Here is a 19,636-nt window from a genome sequence, read left to right as displayed (position 1 = left end):
AATAAATTGACTTAAAGTCTAATTTAAGCGTTATACTCAAGAAAAGAAGTATGGAGGGATAAACATGATTTTTGAAGAAACATTTACACTTAATAATGGGGTAAAAATCCCTAAACTAGCATTAGGAACCTGGAAAATCCCGGATAATGAAGTAGCTGCACCTGTGAAAAATGCCTTAAAAATGGGTTACCGGCATATTGATACTGCTCAGGCATATCATAACGAAAAAGGAGTTGGTCAGGGTATCAAAGATTCAGGTATTAGCCGTGATCAAATCTTTGTTAATTCTAAAGTAGAGGCTGAAATCAAAAATTATCAAGAAGCTAAAAAGTCAATTGATGAAACCCTTACTCGCATGGATCTTGACTATTTAGATATGATGATTATTCACAATCCTCAACCTTGGAAGGAAGTTAATCAGTCAGATGATCGCCATTTTGAAGGAAATCTAGAGACTTGGCGAGCATTAACAGATGCTATGAAAGAAGGAAAATTACGCGCAATTGGTGTTTCCAGTTTTCAGCCGAAGGATTTGCAGAATTTATTTGACAACAGTGATGTTAAACCAATGGTAAATCAAATTTTGTGTCATATTGGAGCAACACCAAAAAAGTTGATTAATTTTTGTCAAGAACATGACATCGTTGTGGAGTCATTTTCGCCTGTTGCTCACGGTGAGGCTCTGACGAATAATACTATTAAGAGTATGGCAGAAAAATATCAAGTTTCAGTTGCACAACTTTGTATTCGTTACGATTGGCAACTTAATACCGTAGTTTTACCTAAGTCTGTAAATCCAGAACATATGAAACAAAATTCAGAATTGAATTTTGAAATAAGTGATGTAGACATGAAAACTTTGGAGAATATTCATAATTTTGATTATGGCACTTCGAGTCATTTTCCAGTATTTGGTGGAAAAAGATAAAAGAATACTTCAAATCTTCTAAAGTAAACTATAGTTTAAATTTTTCGAATAAGTTATCGGAATATAAAGTTAATTTCTTGATTTAACTTGATAATAAAAACAATCAAATACCAAACTTGCCTTCTAAACTGATTTTCAGCATAGAAGGTTTTTTGTATTTAAAAAATTTAAATTAAGTCGATTTATAACTAATAAAGTAACTTCTTGATAAGCTTATTTTTACTTACAATTAATATAAATGTCCGTTGTAGAAACAAACAACGGACACTTTTTAATTATTTAAGCGTTTACATGAATGGCAAAATAAAAATATCAGGAGGTATGACCAGTGCATAAAGAAATTAGTCAAGAAATTATTGATTATCTCAAGCTTCACAATAAGTTCATTACTTCTGAGGAACTATCAAATGGTTTAAATGTTTCGAAAAAAACAATTGCTCGCCATATCAATAGTATCAATAAAAAATATTCTCAACCAATAATTATTTCTCAAAGGGGGCGGGGCTATGAGCTAAACTATTCAAATTATCTAAATGTGGCAAATAACAATGTCCATAATGATTCATCAACACAACTAAGACAGGAGAACATGCTGGCAAAATTGCTTTTTGCATCCCCCAATGATGTTAAAATTTATGACTTAGTTAACAGTTTGTATATAAGCGAACCTGTCTTGAGAAATGATGAAAAGCAAATCGGTAAAAGAATAAGTAAGTGGAATTTAAAACTTGAAAGCAAACAAAGATCTGTAAAGATTACTGGCAATGAAAAAGACATCAGAAGTGCTTTGATGGAGGTAGTTCTTCACATTAATAAGTCTACGGACATTGAAACTTTGCGAAAAAATACTTCTCAATTAGATCAAAAGGATTTTAATTTTGCTTTGAGCCAGGTCGAAATGGCACTGCGAGTTTTAAATGGCTCTTTACCTTATCCGTATAATATAAATTTCTTTGCTCATATTTATGTTCTTTTGATTAGGGCAAAAAAATTTAAGGCAATGGATAAGTCAATTTCTCTAGATACCAGTTTGCAAACAGAAATTAAAATGAATCCTGAAATTTTTAGCATTTGCAAAAGTATTGTATCAAACATGAAAAAGTATCTAGGCTTTAAAGGAGAAGAATTAGATTCCGAAGTTTATTACTTATTTAAGTATCTGCTAACTTCTCGCTTTAATTCATTTGATGGCATTGTTCTTGATGATCGCGATTTGGCAGATCAGGTTACCGACTTTTTTATTTCCAAAGTTTCCGCTTATTTACATTGCAGCTTTTCACCTTCTATAAAAGATGAAATTAAAAATCATGTTTTGGCCATGATTAGCAGGCTGAAAATGAAGATATCCTTACCAAATGCCCTTTTAAAAGATATTAAACTAGAATATCCGCAAGTTTTTACTGCCACTAAAAAAGCTGCCACCTTAGCAAGTCAAAAATTTAATTTACCGGTAATCTCGGATGATGAAACTGGATTTATCTGTTTGTACTTTGCTAAATATTATGAAGAAAATAATAAATCAAATAAGAAGATTAAGGCCTATGTTATTTGCACAACAGGTATTGGGACTTCCGGAATTATTTCCACCAAGATAAAAAATTCAATCCCTGAAATTGAAATTGTTGGGTTAGCTTCAAATTATGATGTTGAAAGTATTATCAAAAATGAGCCTGAAATTGAATTGCTAATTAGTACAGTTCCTATTAATTATCACGGAAAGATTCCTGTCGAATTAGTAAGTGCCTTTTTTACGAAAAAGGATGAACAGAAAGTCAGAAATGTAGTAAGGAACATCATTAATGAACGAAATTTTGCTTGAAAGTTATGATTTTGATGTAACAGATCAAAAAGCGGCTTTTCAAATTATAGCTGATATTGTCGCTCCCAAAATGGAGGTGAGCAAAGTAACAGTTTTAAAAAGCTTGTTAACGAGAGAAAAAACCGCTAATACGGCTTTAGTAAAAGGGATTGCCATTCCCCACATAATTTTAGAACTTGATTTTACGCCTTGGCTATTAATTATAAAATCACAAACTCTAGTCGCTGACTGGGATTGTCTTGATGATTCCAAGGTTAATACGCTTATCTGTTTAATAGTTCCTAGAATAATAAAAAAATCCAACAAAAGCTTTAAAAAAATAATTCAGATCATCGACAAGTTGGCTGATGACAATGTTATTGCAGAAATAAACAAAGCTGAAAGTGCAACTGAAATTGTTCAGATTTTAAAAAGATAGGAGGTCAAAAAATTTGGCTGAAAAAGAAATTAATATTGCGAAAGTCATTAATTTAAACTTGATTGACCTTCATTTAAATGGAAAAACTAAAAAAGATGTAATTAAAGAGCTTAGTAATCTTTTGAAAGAGGATGACGATATTACGAATACCCAAGACTTCATTGATGACGTATTTCTACGTGAAGAAGAAGGGGAAACTGGAATTGGTCAAGGGGTGGCAATTCCACACGGCAAATCAAAAGCCGTCAAAAATACTATGATAGCGATTGGTCTAAGTGATCATCCTATACCTTGGGAAACTTTAGATGATAAACCAGTTACAGCCGTAATTTTATTTGCAGTCAGGGATCAAGATGCGGATACGTTGCACCTAAAGCTTTTACAAAGAGTGGCAATTTTACTGTCTGATGATGATTTCATTGATAAGCTACATGACGCCAAAAATAAGAAAGATGTTATTGATCTTTTGTGTGGAAACAAAGGGAGATGATTAATTATGAAAATAGTTTGTGTTTGTGCTTGCACTTCTGGTATTGCCCATACTTACCTAGCTAAGGCAAAGTTGGAAAAAGCAGCCAAAGAATTGGGGGATGAAATTCACATTGAAACTCAAGGAACAATTGGTACAGAAAATGCATTAACTCCTGAGCAAATAGCTGAGGCAGATGTGGCATTGCTGGCTGTTGATATTGCAACTACTGGCAACGAGCGTTTTAAAAATATTCCGACAGTAAAAGTAGGTACTTCTCTTGTTGTAAAGGCTCCCAAACAATTGCTGGAAAAAATTGAAGAAGAAGTGAAAGAAAAAAAGAGTCAAAAGGAGTGATTTAAATGAATACATTTGTCACAGGTGCTAAAAAAGCTGGATCAGCCGTCAAAAAGCATCTGTTAACTTCCATTTCATACATGTTGCCATTAGTTGTGGCTTCTGGATTATTGATAGCCATAGGTAATCTGATGGGCGGTAAGCAGGTAACAAGCCTTGCACAAATGAACTTTCCCAATAGCATGACCACTTTAGGTGTGCTGGGAATGGGATTATTACCATCGTTCATCGCCGGTTATATTGGTTATTCAATAGCCGATAGACCGGGTATTGCGCCTGGATTTCTTGCAGGACAGATAGCTTCTTTTTTGGGAGCAGGTTTTCTTGGCGGTATCATTGGAGGATTTATTGCTGGTTATATCGCACTAGGTATTAGAAAAATTAAAGTCCCTCGGTGGGCTAACGGACTGATGCCTATGTTAATAGTACCAACTGTTACTGCAATTTTTACAGCTCTGATTATGTTTTTCCTATTAGGTCAACCATTAACTGCTGCCACGACCGCTCTTAATCATTTCATTACTGGCTTAGATCGGTCACAAAGAGCCTTATATGGCTTCTTAATTGGCTGGATTGGTTGTGCTGATTTTGGTGGAGCTATCAGTAAAATTCCAAACCTAATTTGTGATGGCTTATTGCTTGATGGAATCAAAGGGCCTGAAGGAATTAAAGTCCTAGCGGCCATGGTGCCACCATTTGGAATTACTATGTCTTACTTTTTTGCCAAACTATTTCATAAAAATATTTATACCAAAAGAGAAATTGAAAATATTGAAGTAGCCTTTCCGATGGGATGTTGCATGATAACTGAAGGTGTTATTCCTATTGCAATGAACGACTTATTACGGACTTTGCCTTGTACTTGGATTGGCTGTGGCATTACAGGAATGATTAGTTATGGCTGGGGCAATGAGAGCTCAGTTCCTTCTGGCGGAATTTTTGTAATTCCAGCTATGTCTAAGCCGCTGGTTGCTGTAATTGCTTTAGTAGCAGGTTCATTAGTAACAGGAATTTTATTGGCAATTATTAAAAAGCCGTTGACTGATAAAGAGGTAAATGAAACTCAAGATGAAAGTCAAGATGATGAAAAGAATGTTGATCTCTCAGGAGTGAATTTACAATAAAAAAATTAGAGGAAGTGATGCAAAATTAATTTATAAAAAGAAGTTAATAATATTTAAATTTATTATATTTAGTATTTGAGGAGAAAAAATGACCTTAGTAAATATGAATCAGCTACTTGAAGTAGCAAGAAATAACAATTTTGCAGTAGGAGCATACAATGTTTCAAACCTGGAATTAATGAGAACTTCAATTGAACAATGTGAAGCTGATTATGCCCCTGCAATTATTATGATCCACCCAACAGAGTTAAGATATTGCAAAGATGACTTTATCAGCTATGTTTTAACACGTATTCGTGATAGTAAAATTCCTGTGGCACTTCATCTTGACCATGGTGATTCTGTGGATAGTGCAGCTAGAGCAATTCATGATGGCTTTAGTTCGGTAATGATTGACATGTCAGCTGAAGATTGGGATACAAATGTTGCTCTAACTAAAGAAACAGTAACAATGGCTCATAGAGTTGGTGTTTCTGTTGAAGGTGAAGTTGGTACTATTGGTCAAACTGGAGTTCATGTTGAAGGACATAAAAAAGAGGGGATTTACACCACACCTGAAGAAGCTCAAAAATTTGTCGAAGAAACAGGTGTTGATACTCTAGCAGTAGGAATAGGTACCAGTCACGGCATTTACCCTGCTGATGTTACTCCTAAAATTAGAATTGATATTTTACAAAAAATAGTTCAGGCAGTTCCTGATACACCTCTAGTTTTGCATGGTGGTTCTTCAAATCCAGACGAACAGATTGCTGAAGCAGTAAAGAACGGTATTAGCAAAGTTAATATTTCTTCAGATTATAAACACGCCTTCTTTGAAAAGACTCGTGAAATTCTAGCTGAAAATGACGGTTGGGATCCTAATCATTTGTTGCCAGAAGCAATTGAAGCAGGGAAAAAGGTTATTCATCATAAAAATGACCTATTTAATTCTATTGGCAAAGCCAAATTATATGAGGGTATAGATCCTTGGCGAGCAGATAAAATCTAACTAAAAACTAAATTGTTACATAAAAAGTCTACAACGTTTAAAAGTAGTTGTAGACTTTTTATATACATTTGAACACTCAATATATTGTATTGGTGTACAAATTTAGAGTTAACAGTATAATGTATCTTGTAACGGATGAATAATGAAATATTTTTTGAGGTGATATAAAAATTGCGCGAAGAACTGAGATTTTTAAAATGTATTGATCATGATGTGCCAATGCAAATTGATATTCCGGATGAAAGTAGTAAATCTCCCGCTGTATTGATGATTCATGGTTTCATGTCTTCCAGAAATAATGATAATCATATGCTGGCCAGAATTAGCAAAAGAATTGTTGAAGCCGGAATTATTGCAGCAAGAATTGACTTGTGCAGCATGGGAGAGAACCTTTATTCAAGAGAAAATTATGGCATGAAAGTGATGACTGATGAGGTTAAAGCAAGTTTTAAATATTTGCAGTCTTTACCTTATGTTGAAGAAAATAGCGTGGGACTTTTAGGTCATAGCCTTGGTGGTCGTTTAGCATTTACTTGTTCGACATTACCTGCAAAAATCATAGTTTCTCTAAATGGTGCTATCAATACATCAGAGCCTCTTGAAATGACCTATGATAAATTTGAAATGGCTAATCTAGGTTACAGCATTGTTCATACTAGTAGCGGCGGTGTTGAACTGGTTTACCGCAGATTCTTTGATGAGTTGAAGACAACTTTGAATGATAACATTAAAAACTTTAAAAATCCTATTTTAGTTGAAGTTTGTACCAGCGATCCTACTTTGGATCCGAATATCAGTCTCAATTTTATTAAAAACTGTCACATGGATAATGTGGATTTGTTCACTGTTGAAAATGCAAATCATACTTACAATGTTGAAACTGGAGATTTTACCAAACTTAATGAAGTTATTAGTAAAGTCGTCCCATGGATTAATTCACATATCAAATAAAAACCAGCTTAATTAAAGCTGGTTTATAAGTACTATTTTGAGCTTAGCTTTAATCATAAAAGCTAAGTTTTTTTATTATAACTTTGTAAAGGTAGTTGGTTCTTTAAGTGCGCGCTCTGTCCAAAGCAAAACTTGATTTTGTTGAATTTCAATTGGTAAAAGCTCATGTTGATATAATCTTTCTTCCACAAACATCTTACCTTTTTCATTAACAATAACTGGATAATCCCACTTGCCAATAGTAACTGTTAAATTACCATCTTTTTCATTTAATGTAATTAGGCCATAACCGGGGTTTTGGTAGTCACCTAAAAGGTTATCCTTAGCCACAACATTTTGGGGTGAATTTCCTTTTAGTTCAGCAATATTAGCTTCTCGTGTTGCTGCTTTTTGATCAACAATCTGTTTTATTTTGCTTGTCCAATCAGTTTCTGAAATGCCCATAGCTTCATCAATGGTCTGGTAGGCTAAAGCAAAAATTGCATCTGTTGAATCCATATTTGTGGTTGAAACAAAAGCTAGATCAAGATCTGGTACAAAGCCCATGAAAGAGCAGTAGCCAATGTATGAACCACTATGGTAGAAGTATTTGTGTCCGCGGTAATCTTCCATCATCATGCCTAAACCATAAGCACCAAAATTAGCGCCACCGTAGGCGCGACTTGGAGGCATGATAGATTGAGGCAAAAAGTGTTCAGCCATGGCATTACCGTTATTTTCTTTTTGCAATTTTAGTTGATATTCGGCCCAAGTTAGCAAATCCGAAATACTTGCGAGCATACTGCTGGCACCGCCAACCTTACCTGGTGCAATAAAAGGAACCTCTTTCGTAATTCCATTATCTCTAATATATGGTTTAACTATATTTTCTCTTGGTGCTTCATGGTGGTTAATATAAGTGTTTTTTAAATTAAGTGGTTCTAGCAAGTGCTGCCGTTCATAAGTACCATAATCTGCACCAATTGCTTGTTCAAAAGCATAAGTGGCTAATGCAAAAACTAGGTTGCTGTATTGCATTTTATAACGCAGTTCATGGTTAGGTTTTAAATAACCCACGTGCTCTGCTTTTTCTTTTAAAGAAAGGTCATGCTTATTCATATTAGTGAAGCGCATCAGATCATGAGCAGGTAAGCCACTTTGATGACTAAGTGCATCCCTCCATGTTAAATGGTCTTCGGCATACTTATCTTCAAGCTTAAGCTCAGGCCAGTATTTTTTCAAAGGATCATCTAAATCGATTTTACCTGCATCAGCTAATTGACAAACAGCCGTAGCAAAAAATGTTTTGGAAATTGATGCTAAAGGATAAAGAATATTTTGCTCAGCTTGACCATATACATGACTATAGCTTTCACCTTTGTGATAAACACCAATTCCTAAACTAGGTAAATTAAAAGTATCAATAGCTTTTTGAGCTAAATCGGCAATTTTTTGCTTGTTCATATTCACTTTCTAACTCTTTCTATAATTATTTTTCCATACTAAAATTATACAGAAGCATTTGCTATTTTACACTAAATAAAAATCTTTTTAAATGCTCCTTTAAAATATATGATGATACAATTTGACATAAATGACAAATTTATTAATAATATGAGTAAAACATAATGAAATGAGTGATTTTTATGAAAAAAAGAAGTAAGCTTGCTTCTGCTGGTATTTTGACTCTAGCCGCTCTTACACTGGCAGCTTGCAATAAAAGTGCTAACAATAGTGATGACACTAAGACAGTAAAAAAATTTCCTGTTGAAACTCCTGAAAAGAATGTTAAAAATGGTGGAACTGTAAAAGTTGCAGTTGTCACTGATACTCCATTTTCAGGTATTTTTTCACAAGAACTTTCCTCTGAAGATGTAGACTCGATGGTTGCAGCTCCCGGTCAAGAAACTTTATTTGATAGTGATGATCAATATGGCGTCACTGATAAAGGTCCAGCTACACGTAAATTAGATCCTAAGAAAAAGACGATCACAATCAATATTAAAAAGGGCGTTAAATGGTCTGACGGTAAACAGGTAGTAGCTAAAGATTTTGAATATGCGTATGAGATTTTAGCTAACAAGGATACAGCTTGTCCGCGGTATAGCAGTCAGTTTGAAGTCTTAAAGGGCTTAAAAGAATATCACGAAGGCAAAGCTAAAACTATTTCTGGAATTGAAATGCCTGATGGAGAAAATGGCCGTAAAGTTGTTTTACACTGCTCAGCTTTAAATCCAAGTATGTCAAATGCAGGAAGTCGTTCGCTTTGGGAAGCAGTTGAACCTTATCATTATTTAAAAGATATTCCTTTTTCTAAATTAAAGTCTTCAGATAGGATCAGGAAGAATCCCTTATTTTTCGGACCGTTTAAGATTGAAAAACTAGTTAGAGGGCAATCTGCAACCTGGGTACCGAACAAATATTACTGGAGAGGGAAACCAAAATTAGATAAAGTTGTTATATCAGTGGTATCTCCTAATTCTGCTTCTCAAGCAATTAAAAGTCATAAATTTGATATTATTCCTGTAATTAATACCCAGTGGCCACAAGTTAAAAATACCAAAAACGTGAACTTCATTGCCCAAATCCCAATTGCTTATCATTATTTAGGCTTTAAAGTAGGAAAATGGGATGCTGAAAAGAGCAAGAATGTTATGAATCCTAATGCTAAGATGAATAATAAGGCTTTAAGGCAGGCAATAGGTTATGCCATGAATGTTGATGCGGTTAATAAGCGTTATACATATGGTTTAACGTTTAGAGTAAAAACTTTGGTTCCCGAAAAGTTTGGTGACTACTTTGATAAAACTGAGAAAGGATATAATTACGACTTAAAAAAGGCAAATCAGATTTTGGATAAAGCGGGTTACAAGAAGAAAGGAAAGTGGCGCGTTCAGCCAAATGGCAAGACTTTGGTAATTCATTTTGCAGCTATGAGTGGAGACACTACTCAGGAGCCAATAGTTCAAAACTACTTGCAGCAGTGGCATAAAGTTGGACTGAATGTACAATTGTCCACGGGTCGTTTAATTGAACACAATTCTTTCTATGATAAGTTGCAACACGATAATAAGGGCATCGACATGTATCTGGCTGGTTGGTCAACACCTACTGAGCCTTCGCCACACCCATATTATAGTGAATCAGCACCGTTTAACATGACCAGATTTGTAACTGCAAAAAATAATCAGCTTTTGGATGAAATAAATTCACAAAAAGCTTTTAATCATGATTATCGAGTTAAAAAATTTCATGAATGGCAAAGATATATGAATGAGGAAGCTTATGTTATCCCAGTTGATAATTCCTATCAGATCTTTGCTGTTAATGATAAGATTTCGGGCTATTCGCTTAAGCCGTCAAAACAAAACAATAATCATCCTTTATGGAATGAAGTAGGTTTTACTAAATAGAAAGAAGCTGTAAATTTTAATGAGAACTGGAACAAAAATCATCACTTTAGATAATGGCTATCATTTGTGGACAAGTACCCAAGGTGAAGGTGATATTCATTTATTAGCCCTTCACGGAGGTCCTGGAGGAAATCATGAATATTGGGAAGACGCTGCCGATCAATTAGCAAAGCAGGGACTACATGTTCAAGTTACTATGTATGATCAATTAGGTTCGCTCTATTCAGATCAACCGGATTATGATGATCCTGAAATTGCAGCCAAATATTTAACTTATGAATACTTTCTCGACGAAGTTGATGAAGTTCGCGCTAAGCTTGGTCTTGATAATTGCTACTTGATTGGACAAAGCTGGGGCGGCTTGCTCGCGCAAGAATATGCGGTTAAATATGGTCAACACTTAAAAGGTACAATTATTTCTTCTATGGTTGATGATACTGATGACTATATTGAGTCAATTAACCGTCGTAGGCAAGAAATTTTCCCACAAGCGGAAATTGACTTTATGCGTGAATGTGAAGCAAACAATGATTATGACAATAAACGCTATCAAGAGGATATTCAAATATTAAATATTAACTTTCTTGATCGGCGACAGCCATGCAAGTTATATCATATTAAGCGTATCGGTGGTTTGCCTGTGTACCATGCCTTTCAAGGTGATAATGAATTTGTGGTAACTGGTAAATTAAAAGATTGGCATTTTAGAAAGTATTTAAAGCAAATAAAAATGCCGACTCTTTTGACTTTTGGTGAAGAAGATACTATGCCTCTTGAGACTGCAAAGATTATGCAACGTGAGATTCCTAATTCACGCTTAGTTACTACACCGAATGCAGGACATCATCACATGGTTGATAATCCTGATGTTTACTACAAACATGTAGCAGACTTTATACGTGAAGTTGAAGCCGGTACTTTCGTGGGTGATTAAATTATTAAAAATCCTATTAAATAGATTTTGTTGAATTAAAATTTGTTAATAAGCTGCAAGCAGGAGAGGCATATAGTTTTATTATTTATTAGCAAAATTATCTAACTTGAATTTTAAAGAACTATATTTAGAAATTTTAATTATATAAAGAAGACTGTGGATCGTTTGATAAACGGTCTTTTAATTTTGCAGTAAAGGTATATTTTCATCTGGTAATTTCACTTTCAGTTTATCTAATGTAAAAGGTTTTTGTAGCGAAATTTGATACGCAGTTAAATGCAAAAATTGTTCATTTTTAAAGTCGGGGTTATACAGTGGATCTCCCACAATTGGGCAGTCAATCGCAGCCAAATGAACCCTAATTTGGTGTGTTCTTCCTGTTTCCAGTTCTAATTTAACTAAAGCAGTATTATTGTCTAAATGCTTTAAAATCTGATAATGTGTGATTGACTTTTGACCGTTACTTATTATCTTGCGTTTGCGCTGATCAAGTGGGTCATGGCCAATTGGCAAATCGATTGTTCCTCTGTTAGCTATCGGTTCATTAATATTAATCACAGCTAAATACTCGCGCTGAAAAAGTTTACTGGTTAATTCGCGATTTAAAATAGGAACAACAGCTGGGTTCTTGGCAACCAGTAGTAGACCACTGGTTAACATGTCTAGCCGATGTACAATAAAAGGGGAAAATCCTAAATAGGTGGCACAATCATTCAAAGCTGTATTAGTTTCATTTGAATTAGGATGCGTCTTTTGTCCTGCAGGTTTATTTATAATTAAGAGATTGTCATCTTCATAAATCACTTCTGGATTTTTACCACTTGCTGGATAAGTATGTTGCTTACTTTCAACGTGATTGAGCCAGAGTTCAACTTTATCCTTTGGCTTTACTTTTTGATTAAAATGATAGTATCTGCCATTAATCAGTACTTTTCGTTCAACGCGTAAAAAATGACGCCATTTTCTCGGAATGAGTAATAGACGTAATAAATTATTTACAGAACACGGATTGAGATTTTGGGGAAAGTTAAAGGTAAAATAATAGCTCATAAATATTTGTTAAATCTTTTTGAAAATAAAGGTAATTTCCTTTAATATGATACAATTTTAGTTGTTTCTAAAGGAGCAGATAAAATGGAAAACAATGAACCAAAGAAAAACGGGATAGGTGGCCTATGGCACCGTTTTGATAACCGTTTTTTTATCGGTCGCTGGATCATTTTGATTTTGCTTACCGTGATGTTATTGGTTTGTACTTATTATACCGTTAAAGTTAAAACTTCAAATATTTCAAATTTAAAGGCATCATTATCAGCTACAACTGGTATTTACGATTATAGAAGCCAAAAATCTGGTTCACTATACTCACAAAAAGGTACGTATGTTGGTTATAACAAAATTTCACCTAATGTAAAAAATGCCGTTATTTCTACGGAAGATCGTACTTTCTGGACGAACCCGGGCTTTAGCATCAAAGGCATGGGCAGAGCCGCTTTAGGTTTGATTCTTAATCGTGGTCAAATATCTGGTGGTGGTTCGACTATTACGCAACAATTGGCTAAAAATGCTTTATTAACGCAAAAACAAACATTCTCTCGTAAAGTTGAGGAACTTTTTTTTGCTGTTGAGATAAATCATGTTTATTCCAAAAAAGACATATTAACTATGTACCTTAATAAAGCATATTTTGGCAATGGTGTATGGGGGGTTGAAGATGCCAGTCAAAAATATTTTGGCAAAAATGCTAGTCAGTTGACAATCGGAGAAGGAGCAACATTAGCCGGTATTTTACGTAATCCAAGTAAATATAACCCAATTGATCATATGACCTACGCTTTGTCTCGGAGGAACCTGATTTTAAATTTAATGGTTGATAATAAAAAATTATCAAGTTCCAGGGCGAAAAGTGAACAAAAAATTGGTTTAACTTTACACGATACTTATCATAATAAAGATGGCTATCGTTACCCTTATTTCTTTGATGCAGTGGTGGACGAGGCAATTAACCGCTATGGGCTAAAAGAAGAAGATGTAATGAATAAAGGGTTGAAAATATATACAACCCTTAATCAAAATTATCAAAGTCAGCTGCAACAAAAATTTGACCAAGGCTATCTGTTCCCACAAAACGCGACTGATGGTACGAAACCTCAGGGTGCAACAGTAGTAATGGATCCCACAACTGGTGCAGTTAGAGCTGTAGTCGGTGGCCGAGGCAAACATGTTTTCCGTGGTTATAACCGTGCTACTCAAATGAAGAGACAGCCGGGCTCTTCGATTAAACCGCTAGTTTCTTATGCTCCAGCGCTGCAACAAGGTTATCACTATGATTCACAGCTTTCTAACAAACTGCAGCGTTTTGGTAAGAATGGTTATCAGCCGCATAACGTTGACAACGGTTATTCTGATAAAATCCCAATGTATTCTGCCTTGGCGCAAAGTAAAAATGTTCCCGCGGTTTGGTTATTAGATCGAATTGGGGTATCTAAAGGAGTTCAATCTGCTAATAATTTTGGTATCAAGGTGCCCAAAGAAGACCAAAATCTTGCTTTAGCTTTAGGTGGACTGTCAACAGGTGTTTCGCCTATTCAAATGGCGCGAGCATATTCGGCTTTTGCCAATAAAGGTAATTTGCCTAATAATTCTTATTTCATCACTAAGATTACTGATGCTAGTGGGAATGTAATTGCTGAAAATCATGATACTGGCACACACCGCATTATTTCGGAAAATACTGCTAAAGAAATGACTACCATGCTATTAGGAGTGTTTGCAGGAGGAACTGGAACATCCGCTCAACCAGCCGGCTATCGAGTTGCAGGTAAAACTGGGTCAACGGAAGTACCAAACTCTTATGGCTTTGGTACTAAAGACCAGTGGATTGTTGGCTATACACCGGACGTTGTGGTAGCCACTTGGGTTGGCTTTGACCGTACTAATCAGCAGCACTTCATGCATGGCGTTTCAGAAACTGGTATTACCAGGCTATATAAGGCTGAAATGGAAAGTATTTTGCCATATACAGCTCAAAATCAATTTAAAGAACAAGCGCCAAAGCAAATTATTCAAAATAACGGTGCAGGTTCGGATTGGACAAAAGGCTTCGGAGATAAAATCGAAAAAGGCATAGGTTCAGCAGGAGAAAAAATTAATGAATGGTATAATGACATTAAAGGACTTTTCGGTCATTAATTAGGAGGAAAAAGATGATTAATATTTATGATTCAGCAAATCAAGTAGCAACTGATCTACAAAAGCTTGACGAATTTAAGGCTTTAAGTGATGCTATTGCTGCGGTTAAAAACAATGAAGAAAGTACAGCTTTGTTCAAACAGATGGATGAGATGCAGACAAAGATTATTAATTCACAGTCTGAAGGAAGAGATTTTCCTAAGGACTTAGAAGAGGATTATAAAAAATTAAATGAAAAGGTGCAAAAAGATGCCCAAATATTAAAGCTCTTGCAGGCTGAACAAAGTATGTATAAAACTATTGATGATGTTCAAAAAGCAATTGCTAAGCCAATTAATGACCTTTATGACGGTCTTAGGAATAAATAATAATGAAATTTATCCATTTTGCTGACGCACATTTAGATAGTCCATTTTTGGGGCTATCTTTTTTACCATCTGAGAGTTTTAAGCAGATTCAAAATGCTCCAATGCAATCTTTAACTAAGATTGTAGATCTGGCTCTGAAAGAAAAGGTAGATTTAGTATTAATTGCTGGGGATACTTTTGATAGTTTCAAGCCAACTCCCAGTGCACAAATTTTTTTTGCCCATGAAATTGAGCGACTAGTCAATGCGCAGATTCAGGTAATTATGATTTTTGGTAATCATGATCATATGGCAAAAGAAGACTTGCTGGTCGCTGAAAGTCCCTATTTCAAATTATTGGGTAATGGTGAAAAAGTAGAAACTGTCTCTTATAAAACAAAAAATGGTTTTGAGTATGACGTGACAGGCTTTTCATATTTGGCAAATCATATTAATGAAGACTTTGCAGCGCAGTTTCCTGCTAAAAGCAATCGTTATACCTTTGGGATCATGCACGCACAGGAAAGAGCTGGTGCAAGTGCACAAAATGTTTATGCGCCTTTTAGTTTGAGTGAGTTACAAAATCTCAATTACAATTATTTTGCATTGGGTCATATTCATTTAAGACAAGTCTTGTCCGAAACGCCATTAATTGTATACCCGGGAAATATCCAAGGGCGTCACATTAATGAAACCGGCCCAAAAGGTTGCTATTTAGGAACTATTGATGAGCAAACAAAACAAACTAAGATTCATTTTGTGCAGACTAATTCTATTACATGGAGTAAAAAAGAAATTGAATTAACACAACCAATGACAAAAACTGAACTGGAAAATATGGTTATTAATTGTTTGTCCGCAATATCAACTACTTATTTTTGTCTGCAAATTAAGGGTGCTGATTTTTTGAATGAAAAAGAAAAAGAATTGGTTCAAGACAGTGATTTTTGGCAAATGATTTCCAGAAAACTGACTCACGATTCACAATTGGTAGATGTGAGGTTTATTAATGGGGATAATTTAGAAATCGCTTCTAATGATCAAAAATACTTTAAACAGGCTGAAAAAGAAGTTTTTAGTTCTGAACAATTTGCTCAAATAAGCAAAATTTGGGCTTTAAAATCTGATTATACTGATACTTTAGCCCAAGACCCTGAATTTGCTCAGGAAGTGAAGCAACTCGCTGAAGTTAAGTTGAATAGTAAATTGAAAGGAGCTAATGATGAAATTAATTAGAATTCAAATAGTTAATTTTGGTCAATTTTCAAACTTTACTTTTGACTTAACAAATTCAAATATTGATGTTTTTTATGGGGTAAATGAAGCGGGAAAGAGTACCGTCGTTGCCTTCATTAAGCAGATTTTATTTGGTTTCCACCTTGCCAATCAGGGTTCAGAATTTTTTGAGAACTATACTCCTTTGGCACAAGTTAGTCCAATGGGTGGGTCTTTATTTTTTGAAAATGAAAATGGTCAGCATTATCAATTGGAAAGACTTTATGCAAAGGGTAAAGGGTCAAAAGCTGGCACTCTGACTGTTAAATGTGACAATCAGGTTATACCAGAAAGTGTTTTTTTTGATCAAATTAAAAATATTGATGGTAAATTTTATACTGACAGTTTTATTTTTAATCAGGATATGCTGGCAAAAGTTGATCAGATTAAGCAGAAAGACTTAATGGAACGTATCTATTATTTGGGTGCGGCTAATAGCGACAGTCTGATAACTTTACGTGACGATTTTGCTAAAAGTGCTGACGCCTTGTTCAAAAAGACTGGTAGAAAGCCGCCTATTAACCAATTGTTGTTAGAAATTAAAGAACAAGAAAATGAAGTCAGTAACTCTGAAAATGAATTTTCGGTTTACCAAGAACTCAATGACAATTTTAAGAAGCAAAAAGGTTTGCAACATCAAGAAGAGCAAAAAGAACTTGAATTACAAAAAGAGTATGACAGTTTAGATAAGATTCAAAAACTTTTTCCGAGTTACGAAAAATTGCAAGATTTGCAAAATCAAGTTAGAACAATTAATTTTGATTCAGAGCAGTTTCAGTCTGCACAAACTTTAACAATGCATGCTGAATCTTTGCATAAAAAACAACAAAAAATCATAGCAAAGTTAAATGAATATTCTGATGATCCTGAAGAAAATACAGCAGTTTCAAAGCTTATTCAAAAAAAGCCGGAAATATTGCAATGGCAATCAGAATATAGTAACTGCTTGCAAAAAGATGAACAAATTAAAGATGAGCAAAATCAACTTATTGCACTCGATCCCAATCTGAATAAGATTGTGGGAATGGAGCAAGAAGAAATTATTAAACTGCAAGAAGACTATCAAAAACTACCCCAAAAGGAATTGAAGATTGGGCAGAGTAAGAATGGTAATTCTAAGCAGTATCTTTTATTTGGTGGCGTTATTTTTGTAGTCGGTTTAATTTTGTTGTTTATTGCACGAGCTTTTGGTTTTTTAGCTGTTGGTATGGGATTGGCTCTAGTAGTATTTGGTTCTTACCAGCAAAAGCAAACGCAAAAAGCAGTAAAAATTGCCACAGAGCAAAATGAAAAAATAAGGCAACAAAGACAAACCTTTGAAAAACGATATGGAATTAAGCCCATCAATTTAGATATAAATAATTTAATTAATGAATGGCGACAATATCAAGTATTAATTCAAAATCTAAAAAGAAATGATCAGCGAAAAACTGAATTAATAGGATTAGTCAAGCCGATAGCAGTTCAATTAGGACATGAACTGAAGCAAACTGTAAATACTTTTGCAGATATTTTGAATGGACTGGATCAACTGACCAAGAAAATAAATTTAGAACGTTTACGTCGAGAAAGGCAAACTAGCTTGGAAAATAGTTTGGCTGAAAATAAAGATGAACTAACTGAAAATGAAACTAAGCTAAAAATGGTTCTGGCAAAGGCTCAAGTTACTAGTTTAGCTGAATATGAGCAAATACAAAAACAAAAGCTAAAGCAGGATGAAATACAAAACCAGATCGATGCTCTTAAGACAAATTTGCAAAATGATTTGAGTGAATTAAAAAGTTATGCTAAAAATAAAACGGAAAATCAAACTGAACTTGCAAATTTAAGGTCAAAAATTTCTGCAGTTCATGAAAATATTAATCACTTACAAGGAAAAGCAGCTGAAATAAAAGTCAAAATGGAAAACTTGGCAAACTCAACAGCTGTTTTCGTGGAAAAGCAAAAGCTGGCTAACTTAAAGGCAAGATTGAAAAATTTGAGCGTTGAATATTTGGCTGACCTATTTACCGCCAAATGGATTAGTCGTGCTCTTGATTTAGCTTCGAATGAACGCTTTCCCAAAATGCTGGTTACTGCTAAAGAATATTTGCGACTATTAACGGATAACCGGTATAATAATATTGAAATTGATAAAAAAATAACGGTTACTCGTTTTGATGGTAAAAAAATAGAAGTGCAATATCTTTCACGAGGAACTTCTGAACAATTATACTTTGCGTTAAAACTGGCTTTTATTCAACAAATACGAGATGAAATAAATTTACCTATTTTAATAGACGACTCTTTTGTTAATTTTGATGATCACAGAGTTGATGAAATTGAAAAGCTGCTTCAAGCAATTGCTAGAAACAATCAGGTATTAATTTTTACTGCGCAAACAAGTCTTGTTGATAAATTGCGAATACAACCGCTAACTTTTAAGAGAGGAACTAAAAATGTATAAACGTTTGCTGGATTATAATGATGGCGAAGAACTAGAGTTGGTTGTGCTAATTAATAATTCTCAATTAAGACATACAAAAAAAGGCAAACTATATTTAGCAATGTCATTTAGTGACTCATCTGGTGAAATTCGCGGCAATTTTTGGGATGCAAATGATCAAGATGCTGCAACATTTAATGCAGGGACTATTGTTGAGCTTGATGGCAAGCGCGAAGAATATCAGGGACAACCACAAATAAAGATTTATAGTTTGCGTGTTGTGGGCCCCGAAGAAGGGTATGATCTTAGGCAATTTATCAAATCAGCTCCTGAAAAAATAGCTGATATGAAAGAAGAAATAAACCAATATGTCTTTGAGATACTGAATCCTACTTGGAACAGGATCGTACGATTCTTATTAAAAAAATGGGATAAACGTTTTTTTGAATTTCCTGCTGGTAAGAGTAACCACCATGCAGTGCGTGGTGGATTAGCCTACCATACTGTATCGATGCTGCGTGATGCAAAAGGTTTAGCTGATAATTATTCGCAAATTAACCGTTCTTTGTTATATGCCGGCTGTATTCTCCATGATATGGGCAAAGTACTCGAATTAACCGGTCCGGCTGCGACTCAATATACAACTGAAGGTAACCTGATTGGACATTTGGTTTTAATTGATGAACAAATTATGCTCGCGGCTCAACAGCTTAAAATTGATTTAGAATCTGAGGACTTGTTGCTCCTACGGCATATGGTTTTATCTCATCATGGTAAATTTGAATATGGCTCACCTAAGTTACCTGCTTTACTTGAAGCCGAGTTATTGCACCGCATAGATGATTTGGACGCATCTGTTTATGCTATCACCAATGCCTTACAGCACACTCGTCCTGGTAACTTTACCGATAATATAATGAGTCAAGGCGGCCGTAAATTTTATAGACCCAAAACAGATGAATCACTAGGAAAGGCTCATAAATTAGAGTAAAAAAAGAGTTCAAGCATGCTTGAACTC

Annotated in this window: 17 protein-coding genes; 15 read left to right on the top strand and 2 right to left on the bottom strand. The window is 34.7% G+C overall.

Going from position 1 to position 19,636, the window contains the following annotated elements:
• Positions 1-64 precede the first annotated feature (64 nt).
• The 8 genes from JF75_RS06525 (at position 65) to JF75_RS06490 (ending at position 7,054) form a co-directional block, all read left to right on the top strand.
• Positions 65-928, top strand: a complete 864-nt coding sequence (locus JF75_RS06525; protein WP_046332356.1) for an aldo/keto reductase — start codon at positions 65-67, stop codon at positions 926-928.
• 328 nt (positions 929-1,256) lie between these two features.
• Complete coding sequence (locus JF75_RS06520; RefSeq protein ID WP_046332355.1) at positions 1,257-2,747, top strand: BglG family transcription antiterminator; 1,491 nt, start codon at positions 1,257-1,259, stop codon at positions 2,745-2,747.
• Positions 2,728-3,165, top strand: coding sequence for a PTS sugar transporter subunit IIA (locus JF75_RS06515; RefSeq protein WP_046332354.1), 438 nt, complete (start codon positions 2,728-2,730; stop codon positions 3,163-3,165). The genes JF75_RS06520 and JF75_RS06515 overlap by 20 nt, the downstream gene beginning before the upstream one ends.
• Positions 3,166-3,178: 13 nt before the next feature.
• The gene (locus JF75_RS06510) at positions 3,179-3,655 is read left to right on the top strand and encodes a PTS sugar transporter subunit IIA (protein ID WP_046332353.1); all 477 of its coding nucleotides are present in this window, start codon (positions 3,179-3,181) and stop codon (positions 3,653-3,655) included.
• Positions 3,656-3,661: 6 nt separating this feature from the next.
• Positions 3,662-3,991 (top strand): PTS fructose transporter subunit IIB, encoded by a 330-nt coding sequence (locus JF75_RS06505; protein ID WP_046332352.1) that lies wholly within the window; start codon positions 3,662-3,664, stop codon positions 3,989-3,991.
• An 80-nt stretch (positions 3,992-4,071) separates the two neighbouring features.
• A complete protein-coding gene (locus JF75_RS06500; protein WP_245190730.1) occupies positions 4,072-5,115 on the top strand; it encodes a PTS fructose transporter subunit IIC in 1,044 nt (347 codons plus the stop codon).
• An 88-nt stretch (positions 5,116-5,203) separates the two neighbouring features.
• Positions 5,204-6,103 (top strand): ketose-bisphosphate aldolase, encoded by a 900-nt coding sequence (locus JF75_RS06495; RefSeq protein ID WP_046332350.1) that lies wholly within the window; start codon positions 5,204-5,206, stop codon positions 6,101-6,103.
• Between the two features lie 171 nt (positions 6,104-6,274).
• Complete coding sequence (locus JF75_RS06490; protein ID WP_046332349.1) at positions 6,275-7,054, top strand: alpha/beta hydrolase family protein; 780 nt, start codon at positions 6,275-6,277, stop codon at positions 7,052-7,054.
• Between the two features lie 75 nt (positions 7,055-7,129).
• Here the strand turns inward: JF75_RS06490 and JF75_RS06485 are convergent, their stop codons facing one another.
• Positions 7,130-8,497, bottom strand: coding sequence for a serine hydrolase domain-containing protein (locus tag JF75_RS06485; RefSeq protein WP_046332348.1), 1,368 nt, complete (start codon positions 8,495-8,497; stop codon positions 7,130-7,132).
• Between the two features lie 182 nt (positions 8,498-8,679).
• On the opposite strand from JF75_RS06485, the gene JF75_RS06480 reads away from it, so the two are divergent.
• Both JF75_RS06480 and JF75_RS06475 read left to right on the top strand, forming a co-directional pair.
• Positions 8,680-10,446, top strand: coding sequence for an oligopeptide ABC transporter substrate-binding protein (locus JF75_RS06480; RefSeq protein WP_046332347.1), 1,767 nt, complete (start codon positions 8,680-8,682; stop codon positions 10,444-10,446).
• 19 nt (positions 10,447-10,465) lie between these two features.
• Entirely contained in the window at positions 10,466-11,380 is a 915-nt protein-coding gene (locus JF75_RS06475) for a proline-specific peptidase family protein (RefSeq protein ID WP_046332346.1), read from the top strand.
• A gap of 180 nt (positions 11,381-11,560) precedes the next feature.
• On the opposite strand, the gene JF75_RS06470 is transcribed toward JF75_RS06475, so the two are convergent.
• On the bottom strand, positions 11,561-12,430 hold the full coding sequence (locus tag JF75_RS06470) for an RluA family pseudouridine synthase (RefSeq protein ID WP_046332345.1): 870 nt from the start codon (positions 12,428-12,430) through the stop codon (positions 11,561-11,563).
• An 84-nt stretch (positions 12,431-12,514) separates the two neighbouring features.
• Between JF75_RS06470 and JF75_RS06465 the strand changes: the two genes are divergently transcribed.
• From JF75_RS06465 to JF75_RS06445, 5 genes are read left to right on the top strand one after another with little or no spacing between them, the layout of a single operon-like run.
• Positions 12,515-14,572 carry a PBP1A family penicillin-binding protein gene (locus JF75_RS06465; RefSeq protein ID WP_046332344.1) on the top strand — a complete coding sequence of 686 codons (2,058 nt, stop codon included), beginning with the start codon at positions 12,515-12,517 and terminating at the stop codon, positions 14,570-14,572.
• A gap of 14 nt (positions 14,573-14,586) precedes the next feature.
• Positions 14,587-14,940, top strand: a complete 354-nt coding sequence (locus JF75_RS06460) for a YlbF family regulator (protein ID WP_046332343.1) — start codon at positions 14,587-14,589, stop codon at positions 14,938-14,940.
• Between the two features lie 2 nt (positions 14,941-14,942).
• Positions 14,943-16,154, top strand: coding sequence for a metallophosphoesterase family protein (locus JF75_RS06455; RefSeq protein ID WP_046332342.1), 1,212 nt, complete (start codon positions 14,943-14,945; stop codon positions 16,152-16,154).
• Positions 16,141-18,639: an ATP-binding protein gene (locus tag JF75_RS06450; RefSeq protein WP_046332341.1), complete on the top strand. Its 2,499-nt coding sequence runs from the start codon at positions 16,141-16,143 to the stop codon at positions 18,637-18,639. The genes JF75_RS06455 and JF75_RS06450 overlap by 14 nt, the downstream gene beginning before the upstream one ends.
• A complete protein-coding gene (locus tag JF75_RS06445; RefSeq protein WP_046332340.1) occupies positions 18,632-19,609 on the top strand; it encodes a 3'-5' exoribonuclease YhaM family protein in 978 nt (325 codons plus the stop codon). The genes JF75_RS06450 and JF75_RS06445 overlap by 8 nt, the downstream gene beginning before the upstream one ends.
• Positions 19,610-19,636 lie beyond the last annotated feature (27 nt).

The sequence above is a fragment of the Lactobacillus kimbladii genome (assembly GCF_000970755.1).
In the GTDB taxonomy this organism is placed as follows: Bacteria; Bacillota; Bacilli; order Lactobacillales; family Lactobacillaceae; genus Lactobacillus; species Lactobacillus kimbladii.
Note: the sequence above shows the minus strand (reverse complement) of the source record. Positions and strands in the feature narration are given on the sequence as shown.

What these genes read in the sequence shown, in the direction of transcription:
- JF75_RS06525 (WP_046332356.1), top strand. Translation starts at nt 65, where the DNA reads ATGATTTTTGAAGAAACATTTACACTTAATAATGGGGTAAAAATCCCT.
- JF75_RS06515 (WP_046332354.1), top strand. Translation starts at nt 2,728, where the DNA reads ATGAACGAAATTTTGCTTGAAAGTTATGATTTTGATGTAACAGATCAA.
- JF75_RS06505 (WP_046332352.1), top strand. Translation starts at nt 3,662, where the DNA reads ATGAAAATAGTTTGTGTTTGTGCTTGCACTTCTGGTATTGCCCATACT.
- JF75_RS06500 (WP_245190730.1), top strand. Translation starts at nt 4,072, where the DNA reads ATGTTGCCATTAGTTGTGGCTTCTGGATTATTGATAGCCATAGGTAAT.
- JF75_RS06495 (WP_046332350.1), top strand. Translation starts at nt 5,204, where the DNA reads ATGACCTTAGTAAATATGAATCAGCTACTTGAAGTAGCAAGAAATAAC.
- JF75_RS06485 (WP_046332348.1), bottom strand. Translation starts at nt 8,497, where the DNA reads ATGAACAAGCAAAAAATTGCCGATTTAGCTCAAAAAGCTATTGATACT.
- JF75_RS06480 (WP_046332347.1), top strand. Translation starts at nt 8,680, where the DNA reads ATGAAAAAAAGAAGTAAGCTTGCTTCTGCTGGTATTTTGACTCTAGCC.
- JF75_RS06475 (WP_046332346.1), top strand. Translation starts at nt 10,466, where the DNA reads ATGAGAACTGGAACAAAAATCATCACTTTAGATAATGGCTATCATTTG.
- JF75_RS06470 (WP_046332345.1), bottom strand. Translation starts at nt 12,430, where the DNA reads ATGAGCTATTATTTTACCTTTAACTTTCCCCAAAATCTCAATCCGTGT.
- JF75_RS06465 (WP_046332344.1), top strand. Translation starts at nt 12,515, where the DNA reads ATGGAAAACAATGAACCAAAGAAAAACGGGATAGGTGGCCTATGGCAC.
- JF75_RS06460 (WP_046332343.1), top strand. Translation starts at nt 14,587, where the DNA reads ATGATTAATATTTATGATTCAGCAAATCAAGTAGCAACTGATCTACAA.
- JF75_RS06455 (WP_046332342.1), top strand. Translation starts at nt 14,943, where the DNA reads ATGAAATTTATCCATTTTGCTGACGCACATTTAGATAGTCCATTTTTG.
- JF75_RS06450 (WP_046332341.1), top strand. Translation starts at nt 16,141, where the DNA reads ATGAAATTAATTAGAATTCAAATAGTTAATTTTGGTCAATTTTCAAAC.
- JF75_RS06445 (WP_046332340.1), top strand. Translation starts at nt 18,632, where the DNA reads ATGTATAAACGTTTGCTGGATTATAATGATGGCGAAGAACTAGAGTTG.